This window comes from Mycobacterium montefiorense (assembly GCF_025823255.1).
In the GTDB taxonomy this organism is placed as follows: domain Bacteria; phylum Actinomycetota; class Actinomycetes; order Mycobacteriales; family Mycobacteriaceae; genus Mycobacterium; species Mycobacterium montefiorense.
Map to the genome: position 1 here is coordinate 361,497 of NZ_JACKVL010000006.1, position 16,652 is coordinate 378,148.

Here is a 16,652-nt window from a genome sequence, read left to right on the forward strand (position 1 = left end):
TGCGAACATGCAGTTCCTTCCCGTCGGCAGATACCTCATTTTGATAGTGCCAGCATATCTGGTCCGCATCCGGGTAAAGCGAGCCGCCGGTAGAGCCGTCTCGGTCGGTGTGTCAGCATTTGGGAATGAGTGCACTCAGACTTATTCGTATCGTTGGCGTCGCTGCAGTGATGATGTGGGCGCTGGCTGCCGCGCCAATCTCCCCTACCGCCTCCGCTGATCCCTGCTCGGACGTCGAGGTGGTTTTCGCTCGCGGTACCCATCAGGACCCGGGGCTGGGCAACATCGGTCAAGCGTTCGCCGACTCGTTTACTTCGAAAGTCGGCGGGAAGTCCGTCGGGGTCTACGCGGTCAACTACCCGGCCAACGACGATTACCACAACAGTGCGCCGGCCGGGTCTAACGACGCGAGCGGTCACATCCAGGGCACCGTCGCCAACTGTCCCAACACAAAGATCGTGCTCGGCGGGTACTCCCAGGGTTCGACGGTGATCGACCTTGCCACCCAGGCGATGCCGGCTGCGGTGGCTGACCATGTCGCCGCGGTTGCCTTGTTCGGCGAGCCGACCAGTCAATTCTCGAGCATGTTGTGGGGCGGCCAGCCGCTGCCCACGATTAACCCGGTTTACAGCGGCAAGACCATCAGCTTGTGCGCTCCCGACGATCCGATCTGCTCCGGCGGCGGGAATATCATGGCGCATGTCTCCTACATTCAGGATGGGATGACGGACCAAGCAGCCAACTACGCGGCCGACCGGGTCCGCTAACGGCCCCCCGCGCAGCGCCGCGCGACGGATCGCAACCTACAGAACAGATTTGGTGCACGGGACAGGCAGCACCGCGAGTGAGGTTCCGTCGATGAAATGCGTGCTGGCGGGCTATGGAAGTCGCGGCGATGTCGAGCCCCTGGCCGCCGTCGGCCGCGAGCTGATGCGACGCGGCCACGACGTGCAGATGGCGGTCGCGCCCAACATGGTGGGCTTCGTCGAATCGGCAGGGTTGGCCGCGGTCCCGTACGGTCCCGACTCGCGGGAACAGATGGACTTCGCCGCGGCCTTCGTCGACAAGGTCCAGAACCCCGTCACTATGTGGGCCGAGGTCGCCCGGCATGTCAACCAGGTCAAGTCGGAGAAGAGCGCCGTGCTGACATCGTTGGCAAACGGATCCGACCTGTTGGTCGCTGCCTTCAACGAGCAGGGCCTGGCCGCCAACATCGCGGAGTATCACGGCATTCCCCTCGGGGCGTTGCACTACTTCCCGTCGCGGATCTTGGGCTCCGGTGCATTCGGTCCGCAGATAATGAAGGAAACCGACGACGCGCACCGCCGCGCGCTCGGCTTGCCGGAGCTCACCGGAGATCCGCGACCGGGGTTAGAAATCCAGGCCTATGACGCGATCTGCTTGCCGGGGCCGGTGGACGAATGGCTGGAACCGGAAACTGCGCCGTTGTTCGTCGGTGCGCTGACGCTGCGGTTGCCAAGCGATGCTGACGACGAGGTGTTGTCCTGGATTGCCGCTGGCGCACCGCCGATCTACTTCGGCTTCGGCAGCACACCGCTGACATCGCCTGTCGAGACCATCGCGGTGATCAGCGAGGCCAGCGCGCGCGTCGGCGAGCGGGCGTTGATTTGCACCGGCCCAAATGAAGTCACCGGCGTCCCGCACCCCGATCACGTAAAGATTGTGACCGGGGTGAACCACGCGGCCGTGTTTCCGTTGTGTCGCGCGGTCGTCCATCACGGCGGCGCCGGCGCGACGGCGGCAGGCATGCGGGCCGGAGTCCCCACACTGATTTTGTGGTTCTGGCTTGATCAGCCGGTCTGGGCAGCCGGGGTCGCAAAACTGAAAGTTGGCTCTGGACGCGGCTTTATGGAAAGCACCCTGGACTCAGTGATCGCGGACCTGCAGGGCCTCCTCGCTCCGGAATTGGCCGCGCGGGCTCGTGAGGTTGCCGCATTGATGACCAAGCCCGCCGAAAGCATCGCGCGCGCCGTCGATCTCCTGGAAGAGGCCGCTCTCAAGCAGCCGCGATGAGCGCGAGCCGGCGTTGCCTAGGTGCAAACCACACCGTCTTCGTTAGCGCCTTGTGCACCAACAGCTTTCACGGTCGTGCCGTCTGTGCCGGGTGCCTGGTCGCGGGCGAGTGCGATCGTGGAAGCCACCATCGCGACGACGGCGACGAGCAGGCCCAGTGTTGCCGATCCCCGCACCTCAAGGTGTTCGCCGAGCACGACAACTCCGAGCACTACCGCGACGACAGGTTCGCCGACCAGCATGATCGGCACCGACGCCTGCAATGCGCCGGCGTGAAAAGCCGAGCTTTGCACCATGGTCACCGCGACCGCCAGCACGACCAGTAGGTATGGCGCGGGGACGGTCAGCAGTGCGTGCCATCCCCCCACCGCGTAGCGGTGCGTGCAGATCTTCGTCAGAACCGCGACCACGCCGAGCAGCACCGCCACGGCGACCGCCAGCAGCATGGCGCGCGGACGCCCAATAGTGCGCCGTGCGACGACGAGGCAGGCGATGACCAGCGGTGCGGTGAGCAGCACCGCCAGGGTCCACGACGGTATCGGCGGACGGTTGTAACCCTCGCGGGGCTGGCCGACGAGCAAGAACGCCGCCAGGGCGACAGTCAACACGATCGCCCAACTCCACTCGGCCCGGGTGATGCGTTGATGGCAAAGCCTCGCGCTCAACGGCAACGCAAACAGCATCGACGAAACCAGCAGCGGCTGCACCAGCATCAGGGATCCGTGCGCCAGAGCCAGGGTCTGGAACACAAAACCGGCGATGGCGGCGAGCAGACCTGCCCACCACAGCGGCTGGCGAACCACGTTCGTCACCGTCGGCCCGGTCAGATCGTCACCAGCCGCAACGTTTTGGGCGGCGCGCTGTCGAACGACGATGCCGACTGCTGCCCAGAACGCGGCGAGCAGCCCTGAGCAGATCGCGACGGCGTGCGATATCACCCACCCCATGTTTCGGACTGGTACCCCGGATTGCAACGCGGCTAACTCTGGCCCCACCGGATACAGCGTTGCGCACCCGCGCTCGGCGATCGCGCCGGGGTCGCCGCGGACTAGTCTGGCGGGCATGGCTATCGAGTCCACGATGCTCGCCCTCGGAACGTCCGCGCCGCCCTTCGCGTTGCCCGACCCAGCAACCGGAGTGGTGGTCAGCCTCGACGAGTTGGCGGGTCCCGCACTGGTCGTCACCTTCATCTGCAACCACTGCCCGTATGTCCAGCATGTCGCCGCCGGGCTGGCCGCGCTGGGCCGCGACCTGGCCGACCAAGGTGTCGCAATGGTGGGGATCTCCAGCAATGACGTGGCCACCTACCCGCAGGACGGCCCGGACCAGATGGTCGCCGAGGGCCGCCGCCACGGCTGGACGTTTCCGTACCTGTACGACGAGACGCAAGACATTGCGCGGTCCTTCTCCGCGGCGTGCACGCCCGATACGTTTGTGTTCGACGGCGAACGCCGACTCGTCTATCGCGGACAGCTCGACGACTCCCGGCCCAAAAACGAGCTACCGGTAACGGGCGCCGACATCCGGGCGGCGGTCGACGCCGTGCTGGCCGGGCAGCCGGTCGACCCTAACCAGCGGCCGTCAATAGGCTGCGGCATCAAGTGGCGTTGATCCGCCGCAGGCGGTAGGGCCGACCGCAGCTGGCAACATGCGTTGTCACAACGTGAAATCGGGTGTCGCCGCGCCTCGGCCACGACCCTGCGTGCCCGCCCCCACTGGTGTGTTCGTCGGCCGCAGGCCCAAATCGCTGGGTCCACGCCGGTGGCCACTGCGTTCGCTACGAACGCGGGCGGATTATCCGCCGTTTGGTGATCGGCCTGGATGGGCACTTAATTGAACATGATTGCCGGTTACGTCGTGCGTTTTGTGGGTCCTGCGGCTGCAGCAGGTTTGAGCCTTGGCACCTCTGTCCTTTTCTCCCCTGCCCCAGCATCGGCCGAGCCGTGCCCGGACACGCAAGTGGTGTTCGCTCGCGGTACTGGTGAGCCAGAGGGAATCGGCCCGACCGGGCAAGCCTTCGTCGACAACCTGCGTGGGCGTGAGGGCGGAAAGTCCGTCGACGTCTACGCGGTCAACTACCCCGCCAGCAATGAGTGGGAGACCGGGATCGACGGCATTAGGGACGCCGGCGCTCATGTCGTGTCGATGGCGGGCAGCTGCCCCAAGACCAAGATGGTGCTCGGCGGGTTCTCCCAGGGCGCGGCCGTGATGGGCTTCGTGACGTCGGACGCGGTACCCGCTGGCGTTGATCCCGCGACGGTTCCCAAGCCGCTGGCGCCTGGCGTCGCCGACCATGTCGCCGCGGTGGTGCTCTTCGGTATGCCCAACGTGCGGGCGATGAACTTCCTAGGCGAGCCGCCCGTGGTCATCGGGCCGACCTATGCCGACAAGACCATCAAGGTCTGCGCTGAAGAAGACCCGGTGTGCTCGGATGGTATGAACTTCGCCGCGCACAACACCTACGCCGACGACGGCACCATGATCGACAAGGGCGCGTCCTTTGCGGCCAGCCGTCTCGATGCCGCCCCCGGCCCACCGGCACCAGTGACGCACGCGCCCAATGGTTTCGGCAACTAGGCGCTAGGCGTCTACCAGGACCACCCGATCACCAACGCGGATAACACCTTTCGTTGTTGCCTTGAAGTAGATGCCGGCGCAGGCCGCCAGTCCGCAACTGCCTGCTTCCAGACGATTCTCGGCGGCGGGTGTGCGGAGCGCCTGCGGAGCTCTTGGTAGCGGCCCGTGCTCCAACGTCGGTACCACGCAGCGGGGGGGGGGGGGTAAGTTCCAGGCCGTGTAGCCGAAGTTCGCCGATGTCGAACTCCTTTTGAACCCAGTCATTTTCGACGTAAGGAGGGCAATCGGGCGGTGTCGCGATCACGATATTGGGCCGGTAGCGCAGGGCTTCGGCGCCGATGTGTTCCAGGGTGGCGGTGGTGATCGCGTGCAGTGGAGCATCGTCGGTAATCGAATCTCCCGGCGTTCCCAGGCCAATCTCCAAGATGCGGCCCGCGATTTCGGCGTCCAACCCAAGGTCAAGCAGCTTTTCGGGGTCCGGACGTTCCACCGTCGCACCATCCGTCCGCTTGCTGACCAGTTGGACCGCACGTCCCAACAGGCGCGAGAGCAGCTCATTGACGTCGGGGTCGTCGGCCGCGACTCGCGTACCGTCAGGCAGCCCAATGGTTACGCCCCCGGTGTCTGCGCTGGCAGTGCATTTCAACAGCCCCCGCCATAGCCGCGCCTGTTTGGCGCTGGCTACATGCCCGGTTGCGGTGTCGAGGAGTGCCAGCCGCCGGTCTCCATCCGCGCCACGTTCGTCGACGAACAAGTGATCGACGGCTTCTCCGAGCATCGATTTCACCGGGTACCGGCGCAAGCTCTCGACCCTCATCCGAATATTCCCATCAAGCGACACCGCACACCCAGTTGCCGACCATCATCCACCAGCTGACAACGTGACGCGCAGGGCGAACCGCGGTTTGCGGCCGCAGGCGGCGATGGTTTCGAGAAGGGTGACGACCCGAAACCCGAACCCGTATTTGCGCTTGACAAGTGATTCGACGCGCGCGACCTCCCCTGGGTCGGTGATCACCTCGGCGGTCCCCGCAACGACAGGCTGGCCGGCCCGCACCTTGCCGGTTCGACCGCACGCCGTAAGCGTGACCCGGGGATCGTGTCGAATCCGCTTGACCTTCCCCGAGTCGGCCGGTGTCCACGCCGACAGGTGTGCACCGTCATCGACGATCCACATCGGCACGGCGACCGCATCGCCGTTGCGCTTGAACGTCGTCAAAGATACGAACTTCTCATCGCCTAACCGGGCGGTCGCGTCCTCGCTCATGATCTCCCCTCTCGGCGACGGATAGCGCCGCGCTTTGCATCGGGTATCCCGCCCCATCGTGCAGTCAGCGGCCGGGTCGTGTACAAGAGTCTGATGGAGGATCGGGCCCGCAGATCTTTCGACCCGTCCACGCTGCGCGAAGCGATGGCCCGGCGGCTGTATCGACGGTCGAATGCCGAGGGGCAGATTCAGCTGCCAGCCGTTCCGGGCATGCTCGACGAGTACGTCAAGATGTGCGAAACCATCTTCGGCGGCCAGGGCATTCTGCACACAGACGAGGAACGCACTCAGCTCAGAGGGGTGTTGCAAGGGGAACTGGCAAAAGCCTTTAAGGGCTCCTCGCGTTCGGACATTGTCATACAGTTCAGCGCACCGTTCGGCACGATGCTGAACTACCGCGTCAAACCCCAAGTGTCCACGGTCGGCATCGAATACGACAACTGGGTCACCACCCGCGAGGGGCCGTTGTTCGGCACCGCACCTGACGCGCGCGTATGGGCGCTCGCCAACGAAGCCACCGACCCGAGCACGTGTCGGGTACTGGACGTCGGTGCCGGCACCGGACGAAATGCCCTCGCCTTGGCCCGCCGTGGTCACCCGGTCGACGCGGTGGAGCTGGCTGCCAAGTTCGCCGACATCATTCGCGCGGAAGCCCACCGGGATTCACTCGATGTCCGGGTTATCCAAAGCGACGTTTTTGTCGCGATGGAAGGTGTTCGCGAGGACTATCAGCTGATCGTGCTCGCCGAAGTGGTGCCCGACTTCCGCACCGCACACGAGCTGCGCGGCATGTTCGAACTCGCTGAGCAGTGTCTTGCCGCCGGCGGCCGTTTGGTGTTCAACACCTTTTTGGCGCGCGACGGCTACACCCCCGACGACGCCGCACGAGAACTCGGGCAGCAATGCAACACCACGTTCTTCACCCGTGACGAGGTCACCACGGCGGCGGCCGGATTGCCGTTCTTGCTCGTCTCCGATGACTCGGCTTACGAGTACGAGAAAGCAAATTTGCCCGACGGCGCCTGGCCGCCCACGGACTGGTTCGACGGATGGGCTAATGGTCTCGACGTTTTCGATGTCGCGCGTGAAGAATCCCCCATCGAGTTGCGCTGGCTCGTGTACCGCAAGCAGGGTTGATTCGGCGACGATCCTTGCCCGACGTCTGGGTTATCAATAACGGGAACGACTTTCAACCCTGGGCCGCGGCTCCGCTGGCTACCTGAGGCCCCCCTCACGGTGACGGTGTTCTGGGCGAACCAACACGAATCGGTTTCAGAGAGCTGCTGGCGGGCTACTTGATGGGCAGCAATCACGAGCCCATGAGGATCCCCCGTTTCAATGACGTCCAAGAGCAGCGCCGGGTATGTCCACCGAATACTTGGCATCAGCTGGCCACGCCGTTTCCTGTTCGTGGTGTTCGTTTTCATCGCGGCGGCCGGTGCAGCGCAGGTCGCGGTGCTCCCCGACTGCCCGAACGGTAGGTGCTCACATCGGGCAGACTCGGCGAACGGGTCTGGGGCGGCAAAGGTTTCGATCACTCCCGCTGTCAATGCACGCGACGTCGACCCGGTCGCGCAGGTAGAGGTGAAGGCTGACAACGGGACGATCACCGATGTTCGTATGGTCAATGATGGCGGCAAGTCGATCGAAGGCGTGATGACGCCCGACAACACCGTCTGGATGCCCACCACTCCCCTGGGCTATGGACGTACCTACACGCTGAACGTCAGCAGTCGCGGCACAGGCGGCGTTGTGTCGACTCAGGTGTCGTCATTCTCCACACTGCAGCCGTCGAACCAGACCAAAGTCTCGTTCACCACCACATCGCAGGCCTCGCTGCGAAACGGCGGCAGCTACGGGGTCGGCACCGTGGTCGTTGCCCACTTCGACGAGAAGATCGCCGATCGCGCCGCCGCCGAGCGACAGCTGAAAGTGACGACCGATCCCGTGGTGCAAGGTTCCTGGTTCTGGGTCGACGAGCAGAACGCGCATTGGCGACCAGAGCGCTACTACGCATCCGGTACCACCGTCACCGTCGAAGCGAAAATCTACGGAATTGCGCTGGGCGACGGCCTCTTCGGGCAAGAGGACACCCGGGTGTCGTTCCGGATCGGCGACGCTCACGTCTCGATCGCCGATGATGCCACCAAGACGGTCAGCGTTTACAGCAACGGAGCTCTGGTCCGCACCATGCCCACCTCCATGGGAATGGGTGGCACCGAGACGGTCGGCGCGCAGACCATATCGCTGTGGACCCCCTCCGGCATCTACACCGTGCTGGACAAGGGCAATCCCGTGGTGATGGACTCCTCGACATTTGGGCTGCCGAAAAACTCCCGCCTCGGATACCGGGAGACCATCAATTACGCGACCCGAATCAGCATCGACGGCATCTATCTGCACCAGCTCGACGCGACGGTTTGGGCGCAGGGACACACCGACACCTCGCACGGGTGCCTGAACCTCAACGCCGACAACGCGAAATGGTTCTACGGCTTCTCCGTTCCCGGTGACGTGGTCGAGATCCGCAACACCGGTGGGCCATCGTTGAAACTGGCCGAAAACGGCGACTGGACGCTGCGCTGGGACCAGTGGCGCGGCGGCAGCGCGTTGAAGCCCGCTTAGCGACACCAAATTTTTACGGGGTGTTGCACCGATAAAGTCTTGACTGATTCCAGATAAGTGGGCCATACTGGCCTTGTGTCGTCAACGTCGGACTACGCAGAGCGGCTCAGGCTTGCCGATCTGCGTGTGACCCGGCCCAGGATTGCGGTCCTGGAGGCAGTACACGCCCATCCACATGCCGACACCGAGACGATCTTCTCCTCGGTGCGAGCCGGTCTCCCCGACGTTTCGCGTCAGGCGGTGTACGACGTGCTCAATGCCCTCACGGCGGTGGGCCTGGTCCGGCGCATCCAGCCATTGGGGATGGTCGCGCGATACGAATCTCGGGTCGGCGACAACCACCATCACGTCGTATGCCGGTCCTGCGGCATCATCGGCGACGTCGACTGCGCGGTCGGCGACGCCCCCTGCCTGACCCCATCGGACGACAACAACGTTCTCGATGGCTTCGTCCTCGATGAGGCGGAAGTCATCTACTGGGGCACTTGCCCCAACTGCTCGAGTGCAGATTCCTGATCACAGCCCGTGATCACAGCCCGATTCACCCACCACCGGAAGGAATGCTGTGTCATCAGATACATCCCACAAGAGCGAGAGTGAGAACCCGGGCATCGCGGCCCCCGAGCCCAAGGGTGATGCGCCCCGGACCAACCAGGACTGGTGGCCCAACCAGATCGACGTATCGAGGCTGCACCCGCACTCACCCCAGGCCAACCCGCTCGGCGACGACTTCGACTACGCCGAAGAGTTCGCCAAGCTCGACGTCGAGGCCGTCAAGGCCGACCTGGTGTCGGTGCTGACCACCTCCCAGGACTGGTGGCCCGCCGACTACGGCCACTACGGTGGCTTCTTCATTCGGATGAGCTGGCACGCCGCCGGCACCTACCGCATTTACGACGGCCGCGGCGGTGGCGGTCAGGGCTTGCAGCGCTTCGCGCCGCTGAACAGCTGGCCCGACAACGCCAGCCTGGACAAGGCACGCAGACTGCTGTGGCCGGTCAAGAAGAAGCACGGCAACAAGATCTCCTGGGCGGACTTGCTGCTGCTGGCCGGCAACGTTGCGCTGGAGTCGATGGGATTCGAAACCTTTGGGTTCGCTTTCGGTCGCCCCGACGTGTGGGAGCCTGAAGAGATCCTCTTCGGCGAAGAGGACGAATGGTTGGGCACCAACAAGCGTTACTCCGGCAAGCGCGATCTTGCGGAACCCTACGGTGCGACCACCATGGGTCTGATCTACGTGAATCCCGAAGGCCCCGAAGGTAAACCGGACCCGGTTGCCGCGGCGATCGACATCCGCGAGACCTTCGGCAGGATGGCGATGAACGACGAGGAGACCGCTGCGCTGATCGTCGGCGGCCACAGCTTCGGCAAGACCCACGGCGCCGGCAACGGTGATCTGGTCGGCCCCGAGCCCGAGGCCGCCCCGATCGAACAGCAGGGGCTCGGCTGGAAGAGCTCCTATGGCAGCGGCTCGGGCGAGGACGCCATCACCAGCGGCCTCGAGGTGGTATGGACGCCTACCCCGACCAAGTGGGACAACACCTTCCTGGAGACGCTGTACGGCTACGAATGGGAGCTGGTCAAGAGCCCGGGCGGAGCCTGGCAGTTCACGGCCAAGGACGGCGCCGGCGCGGGCACCATTCCCGATCCGTTCGGCGGACCGGGCCGTGCTCCGACGATGTTGGTCACCGACGTCTCCCTGCGAGAAGACCCGATCTACCGCGAGATCACCCAGCGCTGGCTGAAGAACCCCGACGAGCTGGCGGTGGCGTTCGCCAAGGCCTGGTACAAGCTGCTGCACCGTGATCTGGGACCGATTTCGCGTTACCTCGGTCCGTGGGTTCCCGAACCGCAGCTGTGGCAGGATCCGGTTCCCGCCGTCGACCACCCGTTGGTCAACGACAAGGACGTGGCGGCTCTGAAAAAGAAGGTGCTCGAGTCCGGCCTGACCGTTCCCCAGCTGGTTAAGACCGCATGGTCGGCGGCGGGCAGCTACCGCAACACCGACAAGCGCGGTGGTGCGAATGGGGCGCGGATTCGTCTTGAGCCGCAACGGAATTGGGAGGTCAACGAGCCCTCCGAGCTGGACAAGGTGTTGCCCGTGCTGGAAAAGATCCAGCGGGACTTCAACGCCTCGGCGTCGGGCGGCAAGAAGATCTCGCTGGCTGATGTGATCGTGTTGGCCGGTTCGGCGGCGGTCGAGAAGGCGGCCAAGGAAGCCGGGTACGACATCGCGGTGCATTTCGCCCCCGGCCGTACTGATGCTTCCCAGGAGAACACCGATGTGGAGTCGTTCGCGGTGCTCGAGCCGCGAGCCGACGGGTTCCGCAACTACGCGCGGCCCGGGGAGAAGGCCCCGCTGGAGCAGCTCCTGCTGGAGCGGGCTTACCTGCTCGGTGTGACCGGTCCGGAGCTGACGGTGCTCATCGGTGGCTTACGTGCCCTTGGTGCCAACCACAGCGGGAGCAAGCACGGCGTGTTCACCGACAAGCCGGGCGCCTTGACCAACGACTTCTTCGTCAACCTGCTCGACATGGGCACGGAGTGGAAGGCGTCGGAGACCCAGGAGAACGTCTACGAGGGCCGTGACCGGGCCTCTGGCGCTCCCAAGTGGACCGCAACCGCGAACGACCTCGTGTTCGGCTCGAACTCGATCCTGCGGGCTCTCGTCGAGGTCTACGCGCAGGACGACAACGCAGGCAAGTTCGTCGAGGACTTCGTCGCGGCGTGGGTCAAGGTGATGAACAACGACCGGTACGACCTCAAGTGATACCGGCCTGATCGCTGCTACCAGACGACACCCCGCGGGCGCCCCGGCTCGCGGGGTGTCGTTCGTCTCGGCGAGCCCGTGAGGCCCGCCACACTACTACCCACGAGTAACCTACGAGAGCGTAAGTTGCGTACGCTTTGTTGAAGCGCCGATGCGTCCAACGAGTAAAGCTGGGTAAACGGTTGAGATGAGCGACTTGAGGTACATCGAACTGCACGGCGACCGGATCGCCTACCGGGAAGCCGGCCACGGTCAAGCCCTGCTGCTGATACACGGGATGGCAGGCAGCTCGGCCACCTGGCGTGAAATCATCCCGCAGCTGGCTAAGAAGTACCGCGTCATCGCGCCGGACCTGCTCGGCCACGGCGAGTCCGCTAAGCCCCGCGGCGATTACTCGCTGGGAGCATTCGCGGTTTCTCTGCGTGATCTGCTCGACGAACTCGGCGTGACGCGCGCAACCGTGGTCGGGCAGTCGCTGGGCGGCGGCATCGCGATGCAATTCACCCATCAGCACCGGGATTACTGCGAGCGGCTGGCCCTGATCGGCAGCGGCGGCCTCGGCCCAGAGCTCAGCCCGGTGCTGCGGATGCTGTCGGCACCCGGTGCTGAGTTGGTGTTGCCCGTGGTCGCGCCGCAGCCGGTGCTGAACGTCGGCAACAAGGTGGGTTCATGGTTGGCGACCGCGGGGGTTCGCGCACCGCGAGCAGGTGAGATGTGGCAGGCGTATTGCTCGCTGTCGGACGCGCGGACCCGTCAGGCGTTTTTGCGGACGTTGCGCTCAGTCGTGGACTATCGCGGTCAGGCGGTCAGCGCGCTCAACAAGCTGCACGTCGCGGCCGGCTTGCCTACCGTGCTGATCTGGGGTGATCAGGATCGGATCATTCCGGTCGCGCACGCCTACGCTGCCCACGATGCGCTCGACGGCAGTCGGCTCGAGGTGATCGAGGGTGTCGGGCACTTCCCCCACGTGGAAGCGCCGGCGGCGGTGGCCGACATCCTGGAGGACTTCATCGCCTCGACGACACCCCAGGCGACGGGCAGCTCGGTGCCGCTGGGCATGTAGCGGGCTCAGCGGTTGAGATCCCACTGTCCGTAATCGGCCGCGAGGACGTCGTCCACATCCACGTTGATGCCGCCAAGAAGGGGGCCGGGATTGGATGGGCTGTTGACGATCGCTTGGTACAGCACCGCCATGGGCTCGCGCTGGCCATGTGACCACGACCGTGTTTGCCATGCCCAGCGGTGTCCGGCACTCGTCGAGTTGCCGATCACGCCGTCCCTGATCGCCCACCCGCACGCGTTGTTGTGGCCGTAGATGCCGGTGCGGCCTACGCCGAGTACCGAGTTGATTCCCCGAAACCAGTCGACGGCAACAGTATTCCAGGTGTTCTGGTCTATATCGTCGTCGACGCTGAAGAAGATTGGTGCCGAATTCGGGCCTCCGGCAGCGGTATGGAGTTGCAGGGCCGTTTGAGCGTCCGCCACGCCGCCGTCGTGTCCGCGGGTGAGATCAGACGGGGTAGCGGGCCATCCCGGCTTGCCGTACTGAAAGTTGCTGACGATCTGAAGTCCTGCTGCGCGCAATGCGTCCGCGTACTGGCGAGTGATGGGCTTCGCTTCGAAATGCGCCCCCGGCCGCTCCGCCGATACGTAGTTGATCACCCCGGCGTAACCGGCCGATTTGATCTCATCCGGCGAGATTCGTTTCTCCGCAAAGTCGATCAGCTGGATGTTGTCGGCGGCGGCCCGGGGTGCACCGCACGTTGCGGTCAGGCTCAGTAGCGCCGGAGCGACGGCATATTTGAAGACTTCGCGTCGTGAAACAGATCGTGGCGCAGCCGAATCGGGCATCGCGCGATGGTAGCAAAACCAGCTAGAGTCCTCGCTCGTTCAGCCAGGACAGGATGTGGCCGGCGACTGTCGGCCACTTTGGTTCCAGCGTCACATTGTGCCCCATGTCCGAGATGAACGTCGGTTGGGTGTTGTAGGCCTTCGCGGTTCTCCGCACGTCGGACGCGGGGTAAATCGCGTCCTGCTCACCCCCGAGCACTAGCAGGGGCGTGGTCACCTGCGCGGTCTTGACGAGTTTGAGTGCGACCATGTCGCCGATAATTGCCCTCGTACTGTCCGGTTGAAGCCGCTCGGTGCCCTCGATGACCACTGATTCGGGCGTCGTGGCGGTGAAGAACAACTCGCGCGCGCCCGCCAGCGTCCCGCCGTACATGTCGGATGGTCGGCCCGTCAGCGCGAACTTGTTGCAGCCCCATGGGTGTCGACGCATCGTCCGCAACAGTGTCCGCAGGTGTCCATGCGGCGGTGCGGACGCCAGCAGCACTGCGGCCGGGGCGTCATTGCTTTCCAGGTACTTCTGCACGACGAATCCGCCCATCGAATGGCCGATCGGGATTGGCTGCGGTGCAACGTTATTAGCGATTGAGGTGACATCGTCGACGAAATCGGAAATCGAACACCTGCGAAGGGGTTTGTCCGCCGGGCTCGAGCCGTGACCGCGCAAACTGGGCGCTAAGACACGAAACCCGCATTCGGCGAAGAAGTCCAGAAAGTGTGCGTCCCAGCTCCATGCGCCCTGGAAGGCGCCGTGTACGAAGAGCAACGGGTGCGGGTGCTCTTCGCTGGTTTGACCTTTATCGATTAGTTCCAGCATGAGATCGGATTCCTATCGGGACGTTGATGTTTGGTCATTGTGGATTCGTTGCCGGATGCACGGCGGCCTGATCCGCGGCGCGACATCTTTTGATGTCAGAAGCGGTGGTCGGCCTTGATGAACTGTGCGGCGTGTTCGCCGATTACTACGCAGGGCGCCATGGTGTTACCACTGGTGATGCGCGGCATGATCGACGCGTCGGCGACGCGCAGCTTCTCGACGCCGTAGACGTTTAGGTGTCCATCGACCACCGACATTTGGTCACGGCCCATCTTCGCCGTTCCCGATTCGTGCCAGTAGGTGGTAACCGCGTTGCGTAAGTAGGTTTCCAACTCGTCACCCGTCAGGTTGCCCGGCATGACTTCGCGCGCGACATAAGGGCTCAACTCAGTGGAATTGCCTATTTCCCTGAGGGTTTCGATGCAGGCGATGCCCGTCTTGACATCGTAGGGATCGGACAGCGCGTTCGCCTCGATCCGAAGCGGGTCGCTCGGATCGGGACCGGTCAATCGCAACTGCCCGCGGCTCTTGGGGTGCGTCGGGGAGCCGAACAGGATCCATGCGTTCTGCGGTAACCCATATTTGGCGACGTTTTCGGGCGTGGATTTGCCAAAAGGAGCGAAACAAGCGAACAGGTCCGGTCCGTCATGGTCGCCGAGGCCGGAGTCCCAAAACAGCGTCGCCCCCGACTCGGTGCTGCCCTGCACGTCCTCGGGCAGCTCCCAGACACAGTCAAACCCGAAGTGGTCTTGAAGGTTACGTCCGACCCCGGGCAAGTGTTCTCGGACCGCGATACCGAGCCGGGACAGTTCGTCCGCGTCGCCGATGCCAGACTGCATCAGCACCTTGGGCGTGTGAATCGCTCCGAGCGACAACACAACCTCGACGTTGGCGGTCGCGTGATGGATCGTGCCCTGATGGAGGATGTCGACGCCGGTGGCCCGATTCCCCTCGAATTCGACCCGTGTCACCAACGCGTTCGAGACCACGGTCAGGTTCGGCTTGTCGAGATATGGGGCGGCATAGGTGCGAAATATCGACTGGCGTTTTTCACCGCGGCTACGCAGGTCGGTGATCGCGGCACCGCGCATGTCTTCCATCAGGCGACCGTTGGGGCTTTGGTACGTCGGGATCCCCAGTGTCCTAGCCGCTTTCACCGTCGCGGCGGCGGCCGGATGCGCGCCTGGAGCCGGCTGAACAAACACCGGGCCTCCCCTGCCTCGATGGTCCGGCTCGCCTACGCCGTGCCAGTCCTCGATCTGTTTGTACAGATCCAGGACCGCCTCATAGCCCCAGGCCGGTTCACCGGACTCGGCCGCGAACAGGTCCCAGTCACTGCGGTGCCCGCGTGCCCAGATCATTACGTTGATGCTGGATCCGCCACCCAACACCTTGCCCATCGAGAATCCGATCGAGCGCCCGTGCAGCCTGGGGTCGGGGTCGGACACGAATCCCCAATCGCGTTCACTGCCCAGATTCAGTGGCCACTGGCTCGCATCGGTGACGCTGGGAACTTCGTCGCTCCCGCCGGCCTCCACCAGCAAGACCGAGACGTCGGGATTTTCCGCCAACCGTCCGGCGATGACCGATCCCGACGAACCGGCGCCACACACGATCACGTCGTAGCTTGTTCGTATTGCCGCCTTCACGATGACCCCGTCCTAGCCACGCTGGGACGGGCCGGATGGTTACCCGGACCCACGAATTCCCGTGTGGATAGCCTCAATTCGGAGCACGTGGAGCACGGGGTTGTCAGATGTGATGTGGATTACAGGCGTTCGGCGGCTTTCATGAGGCGACTGGCGAGAAAGCCGACGAGCTTGCCGGACATTTCAGCGGCCTGCATGTGTCGTCGCGGCCGCGGGCCGCAGCAACCGGGCGCTGATCAAGGCCGAAAGCCAACCGGGTGAGAAGCTGCTGGCGGTAGACATGATCCGATTGCGCCACCCGGGGACCGCGACGCCTCGGCCTCGGTCGAGTGCGCGCAGTCCCGCTGACACCACCGGCTCCGGTGCCGCCAGGCGTCGGTAGATCGCGGTGTGCGAGACATCCGATCCCAGTGCATCGACGAATCCGGTGCGGGTGGGTCCTGGGCACAGCGCAGTCACCGTTACGCCCGAGCCCCGGGTCTCTGCCCACAACGCCCGGCTGAGCGAAAGTACGAAAGCCTTCGAGGCGCCGTAGGTGGCCTGATAGGTCCCGGGCGTAAACGCGATCGTGGAGGCGACGTTGAGGATGCCGCCGCGACCGCGGGCCAGCATTCCGGGAAGCACCGCATGGGTGAGATGAACCAGCGCATCGACGTTGACCGCGACCAGCTCATGCTCGCGGTCGGCATCCAGTTCCGAAAACCGTCCGTACGTGCCGAACCCGGCATTATTGACCAGCACCTCGACTGCACGTCCCTCGAGCCGCGCCGCGAGGGCATCGACGCCCGACCGGGTGCCCAGGTCCCCGACGACCACTTCGACGTCAATCCCGGCAGTGCCATGGCGAACTCGCTGCGCCACCGCGTTTAGCCGAACTTCGTCGCGTCCGGCCAGTAGCAATGACAAACTCCGCTTGGCCAGCATGTCGGCGAAGATCGCGCCGAGACCGGAGCTGGCACCCGTGATCACCGCCCAGCCGCCGGCTCCCCCGTGTCGTTGAGTTGACATTTCGACTCCCTCCAAAAAATGTGAATGCCATAAACATAAGTCAGCATGTTAATGTCG

15 protein-coding genes and 1 pseudogene are annotated in these 16,652 nt (G+C 64.3%); 9 read left to right on the forward strand and 7 right to left on the reverse strand.

All coding sequences use genetic code 11. The features are described 5' to 3' along the window. Nucleotides 1–125 precede the first annotated feature (125 nt). Nucleotides 126–767 (forward strand): cutinase family protein, encoded by a 642-nt coding sequence (locus tag H7K34_RS03505; protein ID WP_264059963.1) that lies wholly within the window; start codon nt 126–128, stop codon nt 765–767. Between the two features lie 91 nt (nt 768–858). Further along, a complete protein-coding gene (locus tag H7K34_RS03510; RefSeq protein WP_264059966.1) occupies nt 859–2,034 on the forward strand; it encodes a glycosyltransferase in 1,176 nt (391 codons plus the stop codon). Nucleotides 2,035–2,051: 17 nt separating this feature from the next. Here the strand turns inward: H7K34_RS03510 and H7K34_RS03515 are convergent, their stop codons facing one another. After that, nucleotides 2,052–3,098, reverse strand: a complete 1,047-nt coding sequence (locus tag H7K34_RS03515) for a DMT family transporter (protein ID WP_264059968.1) — start codon at nt 3,096–3,098, stop codon at nt 2,052–2,054. On the opposite strand from H7K34_RS03515, the gene H7K34_RS03520 reads away from it, so the two are divergent. Beyond that, nucleotides 3,097–3,645, forward strand: a complete 549-nt coding sequence (locus H7K34_RS03520) for a thioredoxin family protein (RefSeq protein WP_264059970.1) — start codon at nt 3,097–3,099, stop codon at nt 3,643–3,645. The two genes, H7K34_RS03515 and H7K34_RS03520, sit on opposite strands and share 2 nt — an antisense overlap. A 228-nt stretch (nt 3,646–3,873) precedes the next feature. Then, nucleotides 3,874–4,611, forward strand: a complete 738-nt coding sequence (locus H7K34_RS03525; RefSeq protein ID WP_108923829.1) for a cutinase family protein — start codon at nt 3,874–3,876, stop codon at nt 4,609–4,611. Between the two features lie 3 nt (nt 4,612–4,614). On the opposite strand, the pseudogene H7K34_RS03530 reads toward H7K34_RS03525, so the two are convergent. Beyond that, nucleotides 4,615–5,428 (reverse strand): annotated as a pseudogene (locus H7K34_RS03530) (MOSC domain-containing protein). A 45-nt stretch (nt 5,429–5,473) separates the two neighbouring features. Then, on the reverse strand, nt 5,474–5,878 hold the full coding sequence (locus tag H7K34_RS03535) for a PPOX class F420-dependent oxidoreductase (RefSeq protein WP_264059972.1): 405 nt from the start codon (nt 5,876–5,878) through the stop codon (nt 5,474–5,476). A gap of 93 nt (nt 5,879–5,971) precedes the next feature. Between H7K34_RS03535 and H7K34_RS03540 the strand changes: the two genes are divergently transcribed. From H7K34_RS03540 to H7K34_RS03560, 5 genes are all read left to right on the forward strand, one after another. After that, nucleotides 5,972–7,015, forward strand: coding sequence for a class I SAM-dependent methyltransferase (locus tag H7K34_RS03540; RefSeq protein WP_264059976.1), 1,044 nt, complete (start codon nt 5,972–5,974; stop codon nt 7,013–7,015). A 201-nt stretch (nt 7,016–7,216) separates the two neighbouring features. Next, nucleotides 7,217–8,503 (forward strand): L,D-transpeptidase, encoded by a 1,287-nt coding sequence (locus H7K34_RS03545; protein ID WP_264059977.1) that lies wholly within the window; start codon nt 7,217–7,219, stop codon nt 8,501–8,503. A gap of 75 nt (nt 8,504–8,578) precedes the next feature. Next, a complete protein-coding gene (locus tag H7K34_RS03550) occupies nt 8,579–9,019 on the forward strand; it encodes a Fur family transcriptional regulator (RefSeq protein WP_264059978.1) in 441 nt (146 codons plus the stop codon). Nucleotides 9,020–9,068: 49 nt separating this feature from the next. Beyond that, complete coding sequence (katG, locus tag H7K34_RS03555) at nt 9,069–11,273, forward strand: catalase/peroxidase HPI (RefSeq protein ID WP_264059979.1); 2,205 nt, start codon at nt 9,069–9,071, stop codon at nt 11,271–11,273. A gap of 187 nt (nt 11,274–11,460) precedes the next feature. Continuing rightward, nucleotides 11,461–12,336: an alpha/beta fold hydrolase gene (locus H7K34_RS03560; RefSeq protein WP_108923815.1), complete on the forward strand. Its 876-nt coding sequence runs from the start codon at nt 11,461–11,463 to the stop codon at nt 12,334–12,336. Nucleotides 12,337–12,341: 5 nt separating this feature from the next. Here the strand turns inward: H7K34_RS03560 and H7K34_RS03565 are convergent, their stop codons facing one another. The 4 genes from H7K34_RS03565 to H7K34_RS03580 form a co-directional block, all read right to left on the reverse strand. Then, a complete protein-coding gene (locus H7K34_RS03565) occupies nt 12,342–13,124 on the reverse strand; it encodes a DUF1906 domain-containing protein (protein WP_264059980.1) in 783 nt (260 codons plus the stop codon). A 22-nt stretch (nt 13,125–13,146) separates the two neighbouring features. Continuing rightward, nucleotides 13,147–13,938, reverse strand: coding sequence for an alpha/beta hydrolase (locus H7K34_RS03570; RefSeq protein ID WP_264059981.1), 792 nt, complete (start codon nt 13,936–13,938; stop codon nt 13,147–13,149). Nucleotides 13,939–14,033: 95 nt separating this feature from the next. Continuing rightward, the gene (locus tag H7K34_RS03575; protein WP_264059982.1) at nt 14,034–15,587 is read right to left on the reverse strand and encodes a GMC family oxidoreductase; all 1,554 of its coding nucleotides are present in this window, start codon (nt 15,585–15,587) and stop codon (nt 14,034–14,036) included. 183 nt (nt 15,588–15,770) lie between these two features. Continuing rightward, entirely contained in the window at nt 15,771–16,595 is an 825-nt protein-coding gene (locus H7K34_RS03580) for an SDR family NAD(P)-dependent oxidoreductase (protein WP_264059985.1), read from the reverse strand. Between the last annotated feature and the right edge of the window lie 57 nt (nt 16,596–16,652).